Origin of the sequence: Romboutsia sp. 1001285H_161024_C4 (assembly GCF_015550185.1) — a bacterium.
Lineage (GTDB): Bacteria > Bacillota > Clostridia > Peptostreptococcales > Peptostreptococcaceae > Romboutsia_C > Romboutsia_C hominis.
Genome location: NZ_JADNAJ010000003.1, coordinates 307,268 through 326,864, shown reverse-complemented (window position 1 = coordinate 326,864; position 19,597 = coordinate 307,268). Strand labels below are relative to the sequence as shown.

The window sequence follows — 19,597 nt, the reverse complement described above, 5'->3', positions numbered from 1 at the left end:
AAAGATATAGATGAAGAAAAGTTATGGGAAAATCTTGAATACTTTATAAAAGAAATAATACCAGTAGCTGAAGAAAGTAACGTAAAAATGGCAATACATCCAGATGATCCACCATGGGGAATATTTGGACTTCCAAGAATAATAACAAATTTTGAAAATCTAGAAAGATTTGTAAATCTTTATGATAGTGAATACAATGGTATAACTTTATGTACAGGATCATTAGGATGCACAAGTACTAATGATGTAGTAAAAATGGTTGAATACTTTGGTAAAGAAAAAAATAGAATAAACTTTGCACACTTAAGAAACGTATTAATAACAGGAGAAAGTAGTTTCAATGAAGTAGCTCATTTATCTGAGTGTGGATCGCTTGATTTTTATGAAATAGTAAAAGCATACTGCGACTATGACTTTAAAGGACCATATAGACCAGACCACGGTAGAATGATATGGGGAGAAACAGGAAGACCAGGATACGGATTATATGATAGAGCTTTAGGAGCAGTTTATATAAATGGATTAATAGAGGCTATAAATAAGAATAAATAATGAAAATAAAAGTAGTGTTTTGAAATAAATTTTATTTCGAAACACTCTTTATAAAAAATAGTATAAAAGGTAAAATAATGAAATATATTAGAAAATATTAAGATGCATGTTAATATTTAATGTAGTAAGAAAACGATATTAAAAATATTAATTTAGGAGAAAGTTATGAAAAAGTTTATGGATCAAGATTTTATATTATCAAATGAGATAGCTAAAATCTTATATCATAATAATGCTTCAAAAATGCCGATATTTGATTACCACTGCCACTTGCCAGCAGTTGAAATAGCAGAAGATAAAGAATATGAAAATATAACTCAAATGTGGTTATACCATGATCATTATAAGTGGAGAGCCATGAGAAGTTTTGGAATAGATGAAAAATATATAACTGGTGATGCTAGTGATTTTGAAAAATTCTATGAATTTGCAAATATGATGCCTTATTTAATAGGAAATCCTATATATCATTGGTCACATCTAGAACTTAAAAGATACTTTAATGTTGAAGATACTTTAAGTGCAAAGACTGCAAAAGACATTTGGGAAAAATGCAATAATGCTATAGTAAAAAAGAATTTAACTGCCAGAAAATTAATAAGTATATCTAATGTAGTTTATATAGGAACTACAGATGATCCAGTTGATGATTTAAAATATCATAAAGAAATTAATGCTGATGATAGTTTTGAGTGTGAGGTAAGACCTACATTTAGACCAGATAGAGCATTAAAGATACAAAATAAAGATTTTTGTGATTACATAAAGTTATTAGGGAAAACAGAAGATACAGAAATTAAAGATTATGATAAATTAATAGAAATATTAGAAAAAAGGTTAAATTACTTTGTAGACAATGGTTGCAATATAACAGACCATAGTTTAGAAAGAGTTTATTTTAAACCTACTAACAAAGAGGAAGTTGCAAGCATATTTGTTAAAGTTTTAGCGGGAGAAGAAATAAGCATAGAAGATGCTCAAAAATACACAACATTTACATTAATAGAATTAGGGAAAATGTATAGTGAAAGAAATATGGTAATGCAACTTCATATAGGTGCACTTAGAAATAATAATACTAGAATGTTTAATTCTGTTGGAGCGGATGCAGGATTTGATAGTATTGACGATGGGGAAATCGCTTATTCTTTATCAAGGTTATTAGATAGCTTAGATGTAGAAGATAAGCTACCTAAAACTATTCTTTATTGTTTAAATCCAAAAGATAATGAAGTATTAGGAACTATGATTGGAAACTTCCAAGGTGGACAAGTTGCAGGGAAAATCCAATTTGGTTCTGGATGGTGGTTTAATGACCAAAAGGATGGAATGGAAAGACAGCTTATAGCACTTTCACAATTAGGTTTAGTTAGTAAATTTGTAGGAATGCTTACAGATTCAAGAAGTTTCTTATCATTTACAAGACATGAGTATTTTAGAAGAATTCTTTGCAATTATTTAGGAAAGTTAGTTGAAAATGGAGAATATCCATATGATTTAGAAATATTAGGCAACATAGTAGAAGATATATGTTACAACAACGCTAAAAAATATTTTATAAAATAATCCTAGGGGGAATTTATATATGAATAAAAGGATTAAAGTTATTTTACTTGCAGCTATAGCTAGTTTATCGGTAGTTGGATGTAGTTCAAGTAAAGGTAATGAAGCAAGGGTTATGAGGGTTGCTCACAACCAAGGTGAGGAACATCCAATACACTTAGCACTAAAAGAGTTTGAAAAAATTGTAGAAGATAAAACTAATAATGAAATAGATATACAAGTATACCCAAATGAGTTATTAGGTGGACAGCGTGAGTCGGTAGAACTTACTCAAACGGGAGCTATAGATATAGCTGTTGGAAGTATAAGTTTGCTTGAAAGTTTTAATAAATCATATAGCGTATTCAACCTTCCATACTTATTTAATAGTAAAGAACATTATCATTCTGTAATGAATGACAAAGATATAATGGGCGATATATATGAATCAACTAGAGAATCTGGATTTGTTGGTCTTACATGGTTTGATGCAGGTTCAAGAAATATGTACACAACAGATAAGCCTGTAATGAAGCCAGAAGATTTAAAAGGGAAGAAAATAAGAGTACAACAAAGTCAAACAAACATAAGGATGATGGAATTATTAGGTGGTTCAGCTACACCAATGAGTTTCGGAGAAGTTTATACTGCTCTTCAACAAAAGGTTATAGATGGAGCTGAAAATAATGAATTAGCACTTACTAATAATAAGCATGGAGAAGTTGCAAAATATTATTCATATAACCAACATGGTATGATTCCAGACATATTAATAATGAATGCTAAGTTATTAGATAATTTAAGTGAAGAACATAGAAATATAATATTAGATGCGGCTAATGAAATAAATAAATTCCAAGTTGATGCTTGGGAAGATAAAGTAAGTGAAGCAGTAGAACAATCAAAAAAGATGGGGGTTAAATTCTACTACCCAGATACAGAACCATTTAAAGAAAAAGTTTTACCACTTCATAGAGAAATGACTGAAAATGACAAAGAAGTAAAAGTTATATACGATAAAATACAAGCAAAAGCACCAACAAGTAAATAAATACTAGTAGGGGGAACGAAGATGAATAAGTTAAGAAAAATGTTAAACAAAGTAATAGAAGTCATATGTATGACACTACTAGCATTTATGGTAGTTTTAGGTACTTGGCAAATAATAACTCGTTATGTTCTAAATAATCCAAGTACAGTATCAGAAGATTTACTAATATATTCATTTGTATGGATGGCTTTATTAGGTTCAGCTTATGTATTTGGTAAAAAAGATCATATGACTATGGTGTTTTTTAGACAAAAACTTGAATCAAAAAGTCCTAAAGTAAAAATGATATTAAATGTAATGACAGAATTGGTAGTAATGGTATTCTCAGCATTAGTTTTAGTATTAGGTGGAGTTCAAATAAGTATGTTAGCTATGGGGCAAGTATCACCATCACTAGGAATATCTATGGGATATATATATTTAGCATTACCATTATCAGGAGTAATAACGATTATTTACAATATATTAAACTTAATTGATTTAAAGCAAGAGATGGCTCAATCAGACAGAGAGGTAACTAAATCAAACAGAAAGAATGAAAAGGTTGCGTAGAAATAAAAAATATAATTAATCCAAGGGAGATAAGATTATGGAATTAGCATTTCAAGCAGGTTCAGCTATAGCTATTGCATTTCCTATACTGCTTTTATTAGGAATACCAATATCTGTAACTATAGGTGTAGCATCTATATTTGGAATATTAACTACATTATCATGGGATGTAGCAGTACTAACTGGGGCACAAAGAATATTTACGGGAATAAGTAGTTTTTCATTATTAGCAATACCATTTTTCGTATTAGCAGGGATAATAATGAACAACGGTGGTATCGCATTAAAATTAGTAAACTTTGCAAAAGTATTAAGTGGTAAATTACCAGGATCTTTAGCACATACAAATGTAGTAGGAAACATGCTATTTGGGGCAGTAAGTGGTTCTTCAGTTGCAGCAGCTGCTGCAATCGGTGGAACAATGTCTCCACTTCAAGAAAAAGAAGGTTATAATAAAAACTATAGTGCGGCAGTTAATATAGCATCTGCACCAACTGGGCTTTTAATTCCTCCAAGTAACTCACTTATAATATATTCATTAGTAAGTGGAGGAACATCAGTAGCAGCACTATTTATGGCTGGATATATACCAGGAATATTATGGGGATTATCAGTAATGGTAGTAGCATTTATACTTGCGAAAAAGTATAAGTATTCAACTAAATATAAGATAAGCTTTGGTGAAGCTATGAAAATATTTATAGATGCACTTCCTAGTTTAGCCTTAATATTTGTAATAATAGGTGGTATAGTAGGTGGTATATTCACAGCTACAGAAGGAGCAGCTGTTGCAGTTGTATATTCTTTCATATTATCATTCTTTTTCTACAAATCTATAAAAGTAAAAGATATGCCTAGAATACTACTAGAAACAGTTGAAATGACAGGGATAATAATATTCTTAATAGGGGTATCATCAATAATGTCTTGGGTTATGGCATTTACAAATATTCCAAGTGCAATAACAGAATTATTATTAGGAATATCTTCAAATCCAGTTGTAATATTACTAATAATGAACTTAATATTATTAATAGTTGGTACATTTATGGACTTAACTCCAGCAATATTAATATTTACACCAATATTTTTACCAATAGCTAAAAACTTTGGAATGGACTCTGTCCAATTTGGTATAATGCTTATATTTAACTTATGTATAGGTAATATAACACCGCCAGTTGGAAATACACTGTTTATTGGATGTAAAGTAGGTAAAACAAAACTAGAAGATGTAATAAAATATTTATTACCATTCTATGTAGGTATATTGGTTGTACTTATGTTAGTAACATTTATACCAGAAATAAGTTTATTTATACCAAAACTTATGAAAATGATTTAGACCCATCATAAAAACCTCGACAATACATAAATGTCTTGTCGAGGTTTTTTATTTATAAATATTAAATTACTTATTTAATTTTATATTTTGCTACTCTGCTGTCATTTATAACTCCATTAAAATCAAGGCCATATGCAAACTTATATACATTTCCTAATTCATCTTCATAACACTTCATATCATGAGGAACATCTTCACATTGCGCCTCTACAGTTCCCATATTAGCAGGCATATTAAATGGTAACAATCCACTTGGATTTACATTTCCACTAATTATATCCATTATAGCTTGTGTTTGTGCTCCAAAGTCTGTGATTATTCCATCTACATATTGCTCAAATTCTCCTACTATAGTTGGATTTGTCATATTTAAAGATACTATTACAGGTTTTTTACCAATAGCTTTTCTTGTTTCTAGTATTATATCTAAATCTGATTCATTACTAGCAAAGTTAGTTTTTCCTAAGTAAGATCTATTAGTTGATGATTCTAATGGGTCACCTCCTGCAATACTTGTTTCTCTTGCATTTACTGCAGTGTATGGTCTATATTGTAAACTTATTGGTAAGTATCCTTCTTCTTTTGTATATCCAACAGTTTTAGGAGATTCTATAAATACTATTGAAAAATCAGCATCTTTTGCATCATCTACAACATTAAAGTATTTTTCTACTATAACTTTACTAACAGGATCAATTTCTCTAGCAGGTATTACATTACCAAACCAGTCCTTACTTTCTTTTATTTTTCTTTTTGGAATATATACTTTTTTTCTTTCATTTATTGGAAGTACGTTATTTTTATTTTTTAACATAATTAATGATTTTAATTGTGCATCATATCCAGCTTGCATAAATTCAGGATTACCTACTAATTCTTGAGACTTATCTACATCTACATATGGATTTTCAAATAATCCTGTTCTGAAAATATTAAGTAATAACCTTGCTGCTGATTTTTCAAATCTAGCACGCATAAATTCTTCTCCATGTTCCTTAACACCCATTTCATATGCATTAAGTACTGGTTTAACTTCATTATTTCCTCCAAATTGGTCAACACCAGCCATAAGTGCTTTGTAATGTCTTTCATCTTCTGAAAGAGTCTCAACACCCCAACACTTTCCTGATATGAATGCGTCAACTACGTGATTATCTTTAGTAATCATCCAGTCTGTACATACAACTCCATCGTATTTATATTCATCTCTTAATAAATCATTTATTATATATTTGTTATATGAATTACCTACATTTTCACCATTTTTCTTATCTTGATTATAAGATATAGTGTAGTATGGCATTACGGCAGAAGCTTTTTTAGTTTTTCCTTTTAATTTAAAGGCACCTTCTGTAAAAGGTATTAGATGGTCATCAAAATTATTTCCTGGATATACAGCAAACTTACCATAAGCATAGTGAGCATCTCTACCACCTTCTCCACTACCTCCACCTGGCCAATGTTTAACCATTGCATTTACACTATCATATCCCCAACCATCATTTATCTCATTTTCACCATATGAAGTTTGGAAGCCATCACAATATGCCTCACCTAAATCTCTTGATAAAATTGGGTCTTCTCCAAGAGTACCATTAAATCTCATCCATCTTGGTTCTGTTGCTATATCTACCTGTGGAGATAAAGCTGTAGCTATTCCTAAAGCTCTATATTCTTTAGCTGCGATATGCCCAAAATTTCTAACTAATTCACTATCAAAAGTAGCAGCAAGACCTAGTGGCTCTGGCCATTTTGAAATATCACCACCTGCACCTGCATTAAATTCTGTATCTGCACTTGCACCATGTCTTGGGTCACTACTTGTATTTACTGGTATTCCTAATCCTGTTTTTTCTACAAAAGCTTGTACATTGTTATTCCACACAGCAGAAGTCTTAGCATCGTCTACTACTGTTATTAATACATGTCTTAAGTTATCATTTAACAAGAAATTTTTTTGTTGATCAGTTAAATCAGTTATTTTAGCATCACATTCCTCTAGTTTTTTACCATTATATGTACCTGCAAATGCCTTAGAGAAAAAGTCATCTTTAGTTGAAATAGATTGATGTGCACTATAAAGCATTAGCCCTGCTATTTGCTCTATACTCATTTTTGATGCTAAATCTTTAGCTCTTTCTTCTACTGGTAATCTCCAGTCTTCATATTTTTCTAATTTTCCACTTTTACTTAAGTTTTTAAAAGCATATCCATCTTCTTCAATTATTTTAACTCCTGAGTTAGGTGAATAAGCTATATTTTGACCACCTTCATTTAGGATAATATTATAGCCATGTTTTTTAATTTCTTTCCATTTTTTCATAGTCATAATTCCCCTTTTTATTTTGATTTACCTTATTGATGATTATTTTAAATATCACTATCAAGTATGACTTGATTGTTTAGTTATATATAATATATTATCAATAATAATAGTATAATTTTTGTATTATTTTTGCTTTTTTATTATTATTTTGACTAAAGGGGATTTTTTATGATTTTAAAAACAGAAATGTGTAATGATATAAATTTTATTTGTAATATTATATTTGATACTTTAAAAATACCTTTATATTTTTTTAGTAAAGATGGCTCATTGAAATACTCTACAAAGGGTAAGAATAATTTAGATATAATTGATGATAGATTAATAAAATCTATTTCAAAAAACTTTAACTTAAATACGTTTACACCTGTTCCTGTGATTAAATCTACAGAGTATATGGAAAATTTTATATCTATTGGACTTTGTATTGATAATGAATTTATTGGTACTTTTATTATTGGACCTTGCCTTTATGAGCACATTGAATTTGATAATATAGATAATATTTTTCTACATAAGATAACTCTTGAAGAAAAGAATATTTTATTAAAATATTATAATTCTTTACCAATTATAGATTTTAATACATTTATAAATACAAGTATTCTATCTTATTATCTAATTTACAATAAAAAGATAAGTTTTGATGATGTTATAAAAACAAACTCTTATAACAACGATATAATCAGTAATATTTCTAGCAATTTTGAAAATATAGCCACTTTAGCTAGACAAAATGATGTTTTTCATCATCCGTTTATGTATGAAGAGACAATTATGGACTGTATAAGAACTGGAAACAAAGAGAAGCTAATTAAAGTTTTGAGCGATCCCGTAAGTGGTAACTATGGTGTTTTAGCTAAGAATAATTCAATAAGATCATTTAAAAATTTGTTAATTACCACTGCTACTTTAGTAACTCGTGCTGCAATTGCTGGCGGAATGAATACGGAAGTTGCATATACACTTAGTGACTCTTATATTCAACATATTGAAGAACTTAATACACTCAATGATTTAAATAATTTGAGAACGACTATGGCTTGTGATTTTGCAGATAGAGTTCGTATTTTGAAGAATAAAAATTTTTCAAGCCCAATACTAGCTTGCATTTCTTTTATATATCAAAATTTATATAGTAATATATCTTTAGAGGATATCTGTGAGCATATTAATTTTAACACTAGCTATATATCTAGGCTTTTTAAAAAAGAGGTGGGTATTACTATAAGTGAATATATTTTGAAAGAAAAAATTGAAGAGGCAAAAAGATTGCTTTTATTAGCTGATTATTCAATTTTAGAAATATCTGTATTGCTACATTTTAATGATCAAAGCTATTTTACTAAAATATTTAAAAGGTTTACAGGGGTAACTCCAAAAAAGTTTAGAGATTCTGCTAGACTATAGTAAATTATGTAAATGTAAATTATAATAGAAATTAATTAAATAACTGAACTTAGATAATTTAAATATATTTTTTTAGAAGTTTTAGAGTGGAGATTATTATGAATAATGTTATATATGAAAAAATAAACCTAAATCCTAATTTACCAGCCTTATTAGGATATTTTGGAAAAGAAAATACTGATGTGAAAAGACATTACTATATTCATTCTCATTGGCATAGAAGTATTGAAATTAATTTTGTAACTGAAGGGGAATTAATGGGTTTTATTAATGGCAAAAGTATTAGTGCAAAGAGTGGAGATTTCGTTCTTGTAAATAGTGGAGATGTTCATGAATTTGAGAAATATCAAGAACGATTATGTGGGGTTGTTATTTTAGTTTTATCTTATGACTTTATAAAAAAAGTATATCCAAATATTGATAATATACAGTTTGATATTATGAATTCAAATTGTAAAAAGGATAGATTACAGGAGATTTTCTTAGAAATAAAAGAATTTTCTTTAAATAAAAATGAATTAGACTATATTAAGATAAACTCATATATTTATGAAATTTTATATATTTTATTAACTAATTATAGGATTCAAAAAGAAGATAATTATACAAATAATTATTTTAAGTATAAAGAAAGGCAAAAAGAAATTTTAATTTATATAAGTGAAAATTATAAGAAAGAATTAACTTTAGAACATATTTCTAAGCATTTTTATATGAGTAGTGAATATTTTTCAAGAAAATTTCATAAGTGGTTTGGAGTTACATATAAAGCTTATTTAAATAACTTTAGGCTTTCTAAAGCTTATGAAGATATAATTAATAGTGATGACAACATCCAAGATATTGCATCTTTTCATGGATTTTCAAATATAAAGTCTTTTATAAGTGTGTTTAAACAAAAGTATAATATGACTCCACTTAAATACCGTAAGTATTTTAAAGCGTCAAAAAATAACCAAAAAGAGAACAAAAAATGGAAACAATAACTTAATAAGAAATGATAAAATTTTAATGAGTAAAATAAACGCATATATTTGAATATAAACAAATTATGGGTTTATTTTTTTATAATACATGAAAACGTTTAGTAAAATGGACATTAAAAAAATATAATCAATAAAAAGGGGAGCGTAAAGATGAGTAGAAAATATTCAAAAGAATTATTAGATAATATTGTAAAAAAACAAGAAATAGTCGATATTAAAGGTGCAAAAGTTTTAGTGAAGAACTTACCTGATAGTGATGAAAGAGGGGCAATGGATCCTCGTCTTTATAATGATATGAAAAAACAACTAAAAATAATGAAACTTATGCCTAAAAGCATGTTGAATATGGATGCATCTTTAAAATCAATTGGTAGATTAAGAAATATGTTTGGTGAGATTAAGAGTATTCCGATTGTTGAAAAAAATATTGATATTATAAATGAACATGTTGAAGCTAATGATGGATATAAAATACCAGTACGTATATATAAATCTGAAACTATGAAGGAAAATGCTCCAGTTCTTTACTTTATTCATGGTGGTGGATTCTTTGGAGGCTCACCTGATGTTGTTGAGGAGTTAGTAAAGTTAATTGTTGAAAAAACAGACATACTAGCTTTTTCAGTTGATTACCGTTTAGCACCAGAAAATCCATATCCAACTGGTCATGAAGATTGTTATTCTGTGTTAAAGTGGATTTATGATAATGCAGAAAGTCTAGGTGGAGATAAGAATAATATATTTGTAGCAGGAGATAGTGCTGGTGGAAACCTAACTCAATATTGTACTACTAAAGATTTTGAAGCTAACTTAGGTATGGTAAAAGGACAATTATTACTTTACCCTACTGTAAATATGGCTAATGAAGAAGATGAATTCTTTAAATGGAGTAAGGATGAATATGAAATGTCTCCTAAACATAAATCAGGCATAGAGTTTATGCTAAACATGTTTGATGGATTATCAGGTGGGTTAAAAGATATATTAGGTACAGATGAAATTAAAAATGGATATTTGAGTCCGTATATTAGAGATCTAAAAGGATTACCTCCTACATTTATTACAGTTGGAGAACATGATTTTTTAAAGGTAGAATGTTTAGCTTATGCTGCAAAGCTTGTTAAAGCTGGTGTTGACACTACAACAGTACTGTATAAAGGATTTGGTCATGCATATGGAGATAATATAGGCGTTTATCCACAAAGTGAAGATTGTGCAATTGAAATGGGGAACTTTATTTTAAAGTATAGTAAATAAACTAGGATTATGAAAATAATATAAAATAGATTTTATTACCACCTTGATTAATATTAAGGTGGTTTTACTTATACATAAATTTATTAAAATATAATGCGTAGTGATGAAAATTATAAATACATCAAAAAATAAAACACTACAACAAAAATAATATAAATATATACACTCACCATAAAAATATATTATCATAATTATAACAAATGCATTTTAACTAGGGGGATCAAAATTGTACAATAAACAAGAAAATATATCATGGGGGATAAAAATGAAATCAAAAGGTAAAAAATAATCATAGGAATAGCATTAACAGTATTAGTTGGAATTAAAGTTACAGGTTATCAATATTCAGGGATAGATAAGAACGCAATACTTACAACAGAAGATATTAAAGAATAATATTAATAAATTACGAAATAACTCTATCTTAGTATACTCAACATTTCAATGACTAAGATAGAGTTATTTTAAATTGATATTTATAACAAAGTTAGCTAACATAGCCTTTATTCTAAATAACTAAGCTTCCTTCTTTTGAGCTATTTTTTCTGTCGTTCTTTGGTCTATTTCTTCCTTTAGCTCTTTTAAATAAGGAGAAAATTTCACCTTATCTGCACCATAAGTAAACTGTAAGTCATATTCTAGTGGAATCCAAGTACTAATATCCGCTTCGTTATGCTGAATGACTGCTTCTAAATTATCTAATGCTTTGTAAAGCTTTGCTTCATCAGTATTTAGTTCATTCATTTCATTTAAAAGTTCTGTGAATTCTTCAATATAAGGAGTAGGAAAAGTTTTTATCCATTTGAAAAGTTCCTCATCTTCTTTTTTACTATCTTCTTCTTTCTTTTCAAAAGCAGGAATATCACCAGTAAAGGCTTACCCTAAATCATGAATTAAACACATACGAATTACCTTGTCCATATCAATTTCTGGAAATTCATCACGCATTAATAATGCCATTAATGCAATACGCCAGCTATGTTCTGCTACACTTTCATGGCGTCCGCTCGATGTCCATGAATGTCTCGTATTACATTTTAGTTTTTCTGCTACTGCTAATATATCTAGAAATGTTGCTGTATTCATACTAAGTTCCCCCTAGAATTTTTATTTATGAAATTTTATAATAAATTCATATTTATCTATATGATATCTAAAATATCTTTATTTCGCATTATATATCAATTACGAACTTTGATTATATTATATACAATATTCAATTATTTTCCAATTAAAAAATAGTTTCATTAAATTTAAAGTGAAATATATTATCTTAAGTAAGTTCAATAAATCAATTTCTAATAGTATTTATTGTAATATAGGTATGTTTATAGCCATTATTTAAAATATAAAGGGACATATGTCCTTTTACTTTTGTAAAACAATGATAAAATAAAATAAAAGTTAAATAGTTAGGAGAAATTTAAAATATGCAAGATGGCGTATTCTCTAATTATATAGAAGACAAATATACAAAAGAATTTATAAGTAAAATACCTAATAACATAAAAAACAAATGCGAAATTTTAAAAATTGAAAAGGAAAAAACAGTAGCATTAAAGGGTGAAAATATAAAAGACATATACATAAGTCTTAATGGAAAAATGCAAGTTAGAAATGAATTTGAAAATGGATTTGTATATAGTTTTGCCGATGTAGATTCTATAGCATATATAGGTGTTATGGAAATTATGGCAAATAAACAAGCTTATTCATCAACACTTAAAACTATAACAGATTGTATAATGCTTAAAATATCTACAAGTGATTTTATAAAATGGATTAAACTAGACCAAGATTTAACATTAAAAGTATTACACTTTGTATCAAAAAGCATGTATGAACAATCTTTAAACAAAGGGGAAGTTCTTGCATACCCAGCAGTATATTCACTAATAAATTACTTAATAGATATATTTGAAAGTGAAGAAAAAGATGTTGTTTATATATATAAAACAAGAGAAGAAATAGGATCAGTATTAGGATTTTCTATAAGAACAATAAATAGAAATTTAAAAGAATTAAAAGAAGAAAATTTAATTTGTGTAAGTAGAAAATATATATCAATAAATAAAGAGCAGTTTTATAAATTATTAAATAAACTAGATTCAATTAAAAGGAAATAATTAATATAAATTATAGGGGGAAAATATATGAATCAAGCACTAAACATTATAAAAAATGAAACTTTAACTTATAATCAGCAAGTACTACAGCTAGCAGGTCAAGGAGAAAGTACTCTTAATGTATTAAATATAGATGATAAAACAAAGACTTTGCTAGAAAAAAATATAATATGCACAATGTTTGAAGGTAATGCTCCTTATAGACCAAGATATGTTATACCAGATTATGAAAAACTAATGAAAGAAGGATGTAAGTTTTTAGAACTTGATATACCTACTGATATATGGGAAGCAACTAATAACTTATTAATATTTTACAAGCATGTTCCATCAATAACATCATATCCAGTATATTTAGGGAATATAGATGACCTTTTAGAACCTTTTGTAAAAGATGAAGAAGAAGCTTATAAGGCTATAAAATTATACTTAAAACACATAGACAGAACGCTTACTGATTCATTTGTTCATGCAAATATAGGTCCAATAGATACTAAAGCTGGTAGGCTTATACTTAAAGCTATGAGAGAGTTACAGTGTGCAGTACCAAATTTAACTGTTAAATATGATAAAGACTTAACATCAAAAGAATTTATAACATTATGTGCACAAACGTCATTATCTACAGCTAAGCCAAGTTTTGCAAATCATAAAATGGATGTTGTTGATTTTAAAACTGAAAAATATGCACTTGCAAGTTGTTACAATGGATTTTTAATAGGTGGAGGGGGATATACCCTAGTTAGACTTGTTCTTAGTAGATTAGCAGAAGAATCAAGTTCTGTAGACGATTTTTTAGAAAATAAAATACCTTTTGTTACACAAAAGATGCTTGAGTATATAGATGAAAGAATAAGATTTTTAGTAGAAGAAGCAGCATTCTTTAAATCAAATTTCCTTGTTTTAGAAGGATTTATTAAAAAAGATTTATTCTCAGGAATGTTTGGTATAGTTGGACTTGCTGAGGCTGTAAACCATTTATTAAATGCAACTAATCAGGAGGACAGATTTGGATATTCAAAAGAAGCCAATGAATTAGGATTAAGAATAATAGAAAATATTAATTCTATAGTAACTTCACATAAATCAAAGTATACAGGATGTTTTGATGGTCAACACTTAATGCACGCTCAAGTTGGTATAGATACAGATACAGGAATATCTCCAGGATGTAGAATTCCAGTAGGAGAAGAGCCTGAATTATTTAAACATATTATACAATCAGCACCATATCATAAATACTTCTTCAATGGAATAGGTGATATATTTGTGTTTGAAGATACATATAAAGATAACCCAGAAGCTATAGTTAATGTTATAGATGGGGCATTTAAAACTGGAATAAGATATATATCAGCTTATTCAGATAGTAGTGATGTTGTTCGTGTTACAGGATATTTAGTTAAAAAATCAGAAGTTAATCAACTTGAAAATAAAAAGGCAGTTAAAAACAATGCAACAGTATTTGGTATGAATGCAAAACATGGTTCTAAAGCTTTTGATAGAAAGCGTAGGGCTTAATTATGGCACTAGTCAATAAGATTATTCCTTTTTCTTGTATAGATGGACCGGGAAATAGAACAGCTATATTTTTTCAAGGTTGTAATTTTAAATGTACTTACTGTCATAATCCAGAAACTATAAATAAGTGTATAAATTGTGGTAAGTGTATTTTAACTTGTAAAGCAGATGCATTATTTAAGATAGATAATAAAGTGGTTTGGGATGAAAAAAAATGTATAGGATGTGACGATTGCATTAAAGCATGTGATAATTTATCAAGCCCTAAAACTAAAGATTATTCAGTAGATAAACTTTTTGAAGAAATTAAAGAAATAAGTCCATTTATTCAAGGGATAACTGTAAGTGGTGGTGAATGTACTCTTAACTCAGATTTTTTAGTAAAATTATTTAAAAAAGTCAAAGATGAATTAAACCTTACTTGTTTTATAGATACTAATGGAAGCATAGACTTAACAGAGCATAAAGAACTTGTTGATTTAACTGATAAATTTATGTTAGATGTTAAAAGTATTGATGAAGACGAGCATATTAAATTAGCAGGAGTAAGTAATGATATAGTGTTAAGAAATTTAAAATATCTTTTAAGTATAGATAAAATTTACGAAGTTAGAACTGTTATAGCTCCTAATTTAAATAATGAAGAAACTGTAAGGGAAGTTTCAAAAATTATTAAAAATAAGTGTAAGTACAAGTTTAATGCATATAGAAAATATGGAGTTAGAAAAGAAGGATTAGATTTTCATGGTAAAGTAGGACCTAGTGAAGAAGAAATAAATCAATATATAGAACTTAAAAATAAGTATTGTAAATAATTTATAAATAAATCATTTAAATATAGGACACCCATATACATTGTATACGAGTGTTTTTATATATATAATATAAATATACGAGTAAATAGGAGGAAAATTATGTTATCTAAAGAAATAGTAACCAAAGTATTAGAAAAGTGCCTAATAACAGGTGCTGACTTTGCTGAGATATTTGAAGAAGACACTATAACTAACTCTATAGGTTTAATAGATGAAAAAATAGAAAATGCACTAGGGGGAAGAAGTTACGGTATAGGAATTAGAATATTTAAAGGATTAAAAAGTGTATATGCTTATACTAATGACAATAGCTTAAACTCACTAATTGATACAGCTTATAAGGCAGCTTTAGCATTAGGTAGTTTAAAGGAAAATATAAGCATAACTTTAAATAATACTAAAATTTTAATAGATATAAATCCTATAAAGATACATCCAAATTCTGTAGGATATAACAAAAAGATAGACGTTATGAAAAGGGCATATAAAAGTGCAAAATCATATGATAGTTCAATATCTCAAGTAAGTGTTGGATACTTAGATAAAGACCAACAAGTGTTAATAGCAAACACAGAAGGCCTATACGTAGAAGATAGAAGAATAAGAACTAGACTATCTATAAATTCAGTAGCATCTAATGAAACTGAAAATCAAACAGGTTTTGAGGGTCCTGGTGCGAGCATGGGATTTGAATTATTTGAAAAAATAGACCCAGAATACTACGGAAAAGAAGCATCTCGTGTGGCAGTAACAATGCTAAATGCTAAAAACTGCCCAGCAGGTAAAATGACAGTAGCAATAGATAATGGATTTGGTGGAGTTATATTTCATGAGGCCTGTGGTCATTCACTAGAGGCTACTTCTGTTGCTAAAGGAAATTCTGTATTTTCAAATAAATTAGGAGAGCAAATTGCATCAACTAAGGTAACTGCAATAGATGATGGAACATTAACTAATCATTGGGGTTCAGCAAATATTGATGATGAAGGAAATCCTACTAAAAAGAATGTACTAATAGAAAATGGAATACTAAAATCATATATGATAGATAAACTAAACGGTAGAAGAATGAATATGAAAGCTACTGGAAGTAGTAGACGTCAAAGTTATAAATTTGCGCCTACTTCAAGAATGACTAATACTTATATAGCAAATGGTACTGATGACCCTAAAGATATAATAAAATCTATAGACAATGGATTATATGCAAAAAAAATGGGGGGAGGATCAGTAAACCCTGTTACTGGTGAATTTAACTTTGCAGTATCAGAAGGGTATCTAGTTAAAAATGGTGAAATAGTAGAACCTGTAAGAGGTGCTAGCTTAATAGGAAAAGGTAGCGATGTTTTAATGAATATAGATATGGTTGGAAATAACCTAAAGCAAGCACAAGGTATGTGTGGTTCATCTTCTGGAAGTATACCAACTAATGTAGGTCAGCCAATGATAAGAGTAAAAGAAATAACAGTTGGTGGAAGAGAGGAGAATTAGTCATGGAATTTAATGCTTTTAGAAAAATATTGCTTAAAAAAGGGTTAGAAGCTGGGTTTAGTGAATGTGAAATATATTATACACAAGGAGAAAGCTTAAGTATAAGTGTTTATAAAGGTGAAGTTGAAAAGTACAATTTAGAAAAATCTAAAGGACTTTCTTTTAGAGGATTAATAAATGGTAAAATGGGATATTCTTTTACTGAAATACTAGACTTTGACGCTTTAAACATGCTTATAAAAAATGCTAAGGAAAGTGCTTTAAATGTAGAGTGTGATGATATTCAGTTTATATATAAAGGTGATAAAAATTATAGTAAAGTTAAAACTTACAGTGAAGATTTAGAAAATATAGATCCATCTAAAATGATAGACTTAGTACTTAATATAGAAAAAGAAGCTAAGTCTAATGATAAGGTCGCTAATATAAATGGTTGTAAAATATCATATAGCTCATCTAGTCACAGTATATACAACACTAATGGATTAGAGCTTAATAATAAAAGTAATATATTAATGGCTTATGTTGTACCTGTTGTTGAGGATAATGGTCAAAAGCAAGATGGTATAGGGTATTTAATAGTTGATTCTATAGATAAATTAAATCCAAAACAAATAGCTAAAGATGGTATTAATGAAGCTATGAGTAAATTAAATGGAAGTAGTATAGAATCTAAAAAATATAAAACTATACTATATAAAGATGCTATGGCATCACTTCTTGAAACTTTCTCAAATACATTTAGTGCAGATGCTGCACAAAAGGGATTATCTCTTCTTAAGGATAAAGAAGGTGAGATTATAGGAAGTGAAGTTTTAACTATAGTTGATAACCCACTTTTAAATAATGGATTAGCATCAACTCCTTTTGATGATGAAGGTGTGGCTACTTATAAAAAAGAATTAGTATCAAGTGGTAGATTAAATACATTACTTCACAACTTAAAAACTGCTCATAAAGCAAACACTAAGAGTACTGGTAATGGATTTAAAGCATCATTTGCATCTAGCATAGGTGTTGAGTGTAGCAACTTATATATTGAAGCTGGTGATAAAGATTTAGACGAACTTATGAAGATAGTTGATGAAGGAATAATGATAACTGACTTAGCAGGGCTTCACTCTGGAGCTAACTCAATAAGTGGAGATTTTTCATTAGCTGCTAAAGGATTTTATATAAAAGATGGAGTTAAGACTCATCCTATAGAACAAATAACTGTTGCAGGAAATTACTTTGACTTGTTAAAGAATATAGAAGTAGTTGGAAGTGATTTAAAATTCCCTATGAGTAATGTTGGATCTCCTTCTGTTATAGTTAAGGAACTATCAGTAGCTGGTAAATAAATAATAAAATATAATAATTCATATTAATACAAAAAGAATCGATAGAAGCTATCTTATTAAAATTAAAATAAATAAGAGAAAAACTTAGGCTATGGAGCAATCTCCATAGCCTATATTTATTTATGATATAAAAATATGTAAACTAATGATGAAAATTTAGCATAATTTTTATTAATAATAAGATATACATTTTGTTTTTTGGGGTATATAATCTTAAAAAGAATATGTTTATAATATTATCTCAAATTAATTTATAGAACTTGAAATAAAAAATTAAATATGTAGTTTTTTACAACAATTTAGGAGGAAATTATATGATAGACAAAATAGGAAAAATAACTATATATGTTAACAATCAAGAAGAGGCTAAAGAGTTTTGGATCAACAAAATGAACTTTATAGTTAAATTAGAAAAACAAATGGGACCTTCTATGAAATGGCTAGAAGTTGGACCAAGTAAAGAAGAATTTACTACATTTGTTATATATGATAAAAATATGATGTTATCTCAAAATCCAAAAGCAAATGTTAATCATCCTAATATAATTTTAAGTACTAGGGACATAGAAAATACTTACAATAAAATGAAATCAAATGAAGTTGAAGTAGGAGAATTAATGATAATGCCTTATGGAAAAATATTCTCATTCAAAGACCAAGATGGTAATGATTATCTAGTTAGAGAAGATATATACTAAAGATTTGTGCCTAGAGAGGAAAATATGATCTATGAGTTTGAAGCAATAATACAGAAAGTACCAGATAAAGATGCTACATTCATTGAAATACCATTTGATGTTGAAACAGAATTTAATGCAAAAAGGATAAAAGTAAAAGCTAAATTTGATGGAGTCAAATATAGAGGATCTATAGTAAATATGGGCCTAGGATGTTATATAATAGGGATAACTAAAGCCATAAGAAAAGAAATAGGTAAAGAAGCTTTAGATAAAGTATTTGTTGAAATTGAAAAAGATGAAGAGGAAAGGGTAATTGAATTACCAGGTGATTTTAAAAATGCTATTAACGAAAATGAAGAAGCTATGAAATTTTATGAAAGTCTACCTTACTCTTCAAAGAAAAAATACTATCAATGGATAACAGGTGCCAAAAAACAAGAAACTAGAAAAAAAAGAATAGCAGAAGCAGTTTTAAAATTAAAATCAAACACTAAATTATAAATAGTAAACTTATAACCACCTTAATGGTGGTTTTTTTACATAGTTTACTAAACATAGATCATTTATTAAGAAAATTTATGATAAATTATAAATTTTAAA

Annotated in this window: 16 protein-coding genes and 1 pseudogene; 15 read left to right on the top strand and 2 right to left on the bottom strand. The window is 28.1% G+C overall.

The features are described from left to right. The 5 genes from uxuA to I1959_RS08175 all read left to right on the top strand — a co-directional run. Nucleotides 1-552: mannonate dehydratase (gene uxuA / locus I1959_RS08195; protein ID WP_195237883.1), on the top strand; the 552-nt coding region annotated here is incomplete at its 5' end. A gap of 165 nt (nt 553-717) precedes the next feature. Next, complete coding sequence (uxaC, locus tag I1959_RS08190) at nt 718-2,118, top strand: glucuronate isomerase (protein WP_166505520.1); 1,401 nt, start codon at nt 718-720, stop codon at nt 2,116-2,118. A 19-nt stretch (nt 2,119-2,137) separates the two neighbouring features. Next, a complete protein-coding gene (locus tag I1959_RS08185; RefSeq protein WP_092925567.1) occupies nt 2,138-3,145 on the top strand; it encodes a TRAP transporter substrate-binding protein in 1,008 nt (335 codons plus the stop codon). Between the two features lie 21 nt (nt 3,146-3,166). Next, entirely contained in the window at nt 3,167-3,697 is a 531-nt protein-coding gene (locus tag I1959_RS08180; RefSeq protein WP_092925569.1) for a TRAP transporter small permease, read from the top strand. Nucleotides 3,698-3,734: 37 nt separating this feature from the next. Continuing rightward, nucleotides 3,735-5,042, top strand: coding sequence for a TRAP transporter large permease (locus I1959_RS08175; protein WP_092925571.1), 1,308 nt, complete (start codon nt 3,735-3,737; stop codon nt 5,040-5,042). 70 nt (nt 5,043-5,112) lie between these two features. Here I1959_RS08175 and I1959_RS08170 read toward each other — a convergent pair whose 3' ends face one another. Next, entirely contained in the window at nt 5,113-7,365 is a 2,253-nt protein-coding gene (locus I1959_RS08170; RefSeq protein ID WP_195237876.1) for a glycoside hydrolase family 3 protein, read from the bottom strand. A gap of 171 nt (nt 7,366-7,536) precedes the next feature. Between I1959_RS08170 and I1959_RS08165 the strand changes: the two genes are divergently transcribed. The 3 genes from I1959_RS08165 (at nt 7,537) to I1959_RS08155 (ending at nt 11,021) form a co-directional block, all read left to right on the top strand. Further along, the gene (locus I1959_RS08165) at nt 7,537-8,778 is read left to right on the top strand and encodes an AraC family transcriptional regulator (protein WP_195237874.1); all 1,242 of its coding nucleotides are present in this window, start codon (nt 7,537-7,539) and stop codon (nt 8,776-8,778) included. A 98-nt stretch (nt 8,779-8,876) separates the two neighbouring features. Continuing rightward, nucleotides 8,877-9,764 (top strand): AraC family transcriptional regulator, encoded by an 888-nt coding sequence (locus I1959_RS08160; RefSeq protein WP_195237867.1) that lies wholly within the window; start codon nt 8,877-8,879, stop codon nt 9,762-9,764. 150 nt (nt 9,765-9,914) lie between these two features. Beyond that, a complete protein-coding gene (locus tag I1959_RS08155; protein ID WP_195237865.1) occupies nt 9,915-11,021 on the top strand; it encodes an alpha/beta hydrolase in 1,107 nt (368 codons plus the stop codon). A gap of 516 nt (nt 11,022-11,537) precedes the next feature. Here I1959_RS08155 and I1959_RS08150 read toward each other — a convergent pair. Next, nucleotides 11,538-12,107: pseudogene (locus I1959_RS08150) on the bottom strand (HD domain-containing protein). Nucleotides 12,108-12,451: 344 nt separating this feature from the next. Between I1959_RS08150 and I1959_RS08145 the strand changes: the two are divergent. The 7 genes from I1959_RS08145 (at nt 12,452) to I1959_RS08115 (ending at nt 19,498) form a co-directional block, all read left to right on the top strand. Then, nucleotides 12,452-13,147, top strand: coding sequence for a Crp/Fnr family transcriptional regulator (locus tag I1959_RS08145; RefSeq protein ID WP_195237863.1), 696 nt, complete (start codon nt 12,452-12,454; stop codon nt 13,145-13,147). Between the two features lie 27 nt (nt 13,148-13,174). Next, complete coding sequence (locus I1959_RS08140; RefSeq protein WP_195237861.1) at nt 13,175-14,668, top strand: YjjI family glycine radical enzyme; 1,494 nt, start codon at nt 13,175-13,177, stop codon at nt 14,666-14,668. Between the two features lie 2 nt (nt 14,669-14,670). Continuing rightward, entirely contained in the window at nt 14,671-15,483 is an 813-nt protein-coding gene (locus I1959_RS08135) for a YjjW family glycine radical enzyme activase (RefSeq protein ID WP_195237859.1), read from the top strand. Between the two features lie 99 nt (nt 15,484-15,582). Then, nucleotides 15,583-16,974, top strand: a complete 1,392-nt coding sequence (locus I1959_RS08130) for a TldD/PmbA family protein (protein WP_195237857.1) — start codon at nt 15,583-15,585, stop codon at nt 16,972-16,974. Nucleotides 16,975-16,976: 2 nt separating this feature from the next. After that, nucleotides 16,977-18,317: a TldD/PmbA family protein gene (locus tag I1959_RS08125; RefSeq protein ID WP_195237855.1), complete on the top strand. Its 1,341-nt coding sequence runs from the start codon at nt 16,977-16,979 to the stop codon at nt 18,315-18,317. Between the two features lie 314 nt (nt 18,318-18,631). Continuing rightward, entirely contained in the window at nt 18,632-19,015 is a 384-nt protein-coding gene (locus tag I1959_RS08120) for a VOC family protein (protein WP_092925587.1), read from the top strand. A 24-nt stretch (nt 19,016-19,039) separates the two neighbouring features. Next, on the top strand, nt 19,040-19,498 hold the full coding sequence (locus I1959_RS08115; RefSeq protein ID WP_166505509.1) for a YdeI/OmpD-associated family protein: 459 nt from the start codon (nt 19,040-19,042) through the stop codon (nt 19,496-19,498). Nucleotides 19,499-19,597: the final 99 nt, after the last annotated feature.

Coding starts and splice junctions, on each gene's coding strand:
- uxaC (WP_166505520.1), top strand. CDS start 718: ATGAAAAAGTTTATGGATCAAGATTTTATATTATCAAATGAGATAGCT.
- I1959_RS08185 (WP_092925567.1), top strand. CDS start 2,138: ATGAATAAAAGGATTAAAGTTATTTTACTTGCAGCTATAGCTAGTTTA.
- I1959_RS08180 (WP_092925569.1), top strand. CDS start 3,167: ATGAATAAGTTAAGAAAAATGTTAAACAAAGTAATAGAAGTCATATGT.
- I1959_RS08175 (WP_092925571.1), top strand. CDS start 3,735: ATGGAATTAGCATTTCAAGCAGGTTCAGCTATAGCTATTGCATTTCCT.
- I1959_RS08170 (WP_195237876.1), bottom strand. CDS start 7,365: ATGAAAAAATGGAAAGAAATTAAAAAACATGGCTATAATATTATCCTA.
- I1959_RS08165 (WP_195237874.1), top strand. CDS start 7,537: ATGATTTTAAAAACAGAAATGTGTAATGATATAAATTTTATTTGTAAT.
- I1959_RS08160 (WP_195237867.1), top strand. CDS start 8,877: ATGAATAATGTTATATATGAAAAAATAAACCTAAATCCTAATTTACCA.
- I1959_RS08155 (WP_195237865.1), top strand. CDS start 9,915: ATGAGTAGAAAATATTCAAAAGAATTATTAGATAATATTGTAAAAAAA.
- I1959_RS08145 (WP_195237863.1), top strand. CDS start 12,452: ATGCAAGATGGCGTATTCTCTAATTATATAGAAGACAAATATACAAAA.
- I1959_RS08140 (WP_195237861.1), top strand. CDS start 13,175: ATGAATCAAGCACTAAACATTATAAAAAATGAAACTTTAACTTATAAT.
- I1959_RS08135 (WP_195237859.1), top strand. CDS start 14,671: ATGGCACTAGTCAATAAGATTATTCCTTTTTCTTGTATAGATGGACCG.
- I1959_RS08130 (WP_195237857.1), top strand. CDS start 15,583: ATGTTATCTAAAGAAATAGTAACCAAAGTATTAGAAAAGTGCCTAATA.
- I1959_RS08125 (WP_195237855.1), top strand. CDS start 16,977: ATGGAATTTAATGCTTTTAGAAAAATATTGCTTAAAAAAGGGTTAGAA.
- I1959_RS08120 (WP_092925587.1), top strand. CDS start 18,632: ATGATAGACAAAATAGGAAAAATAACTATATATGTTAACAATCAAGAA.
- I1959_RS08115 (WP_166505509.1), top strand. CDS start 19,040: ATGATCTATGAGTTTGAAGCAATAATACAGAAAGTACCAGATAAAGAT.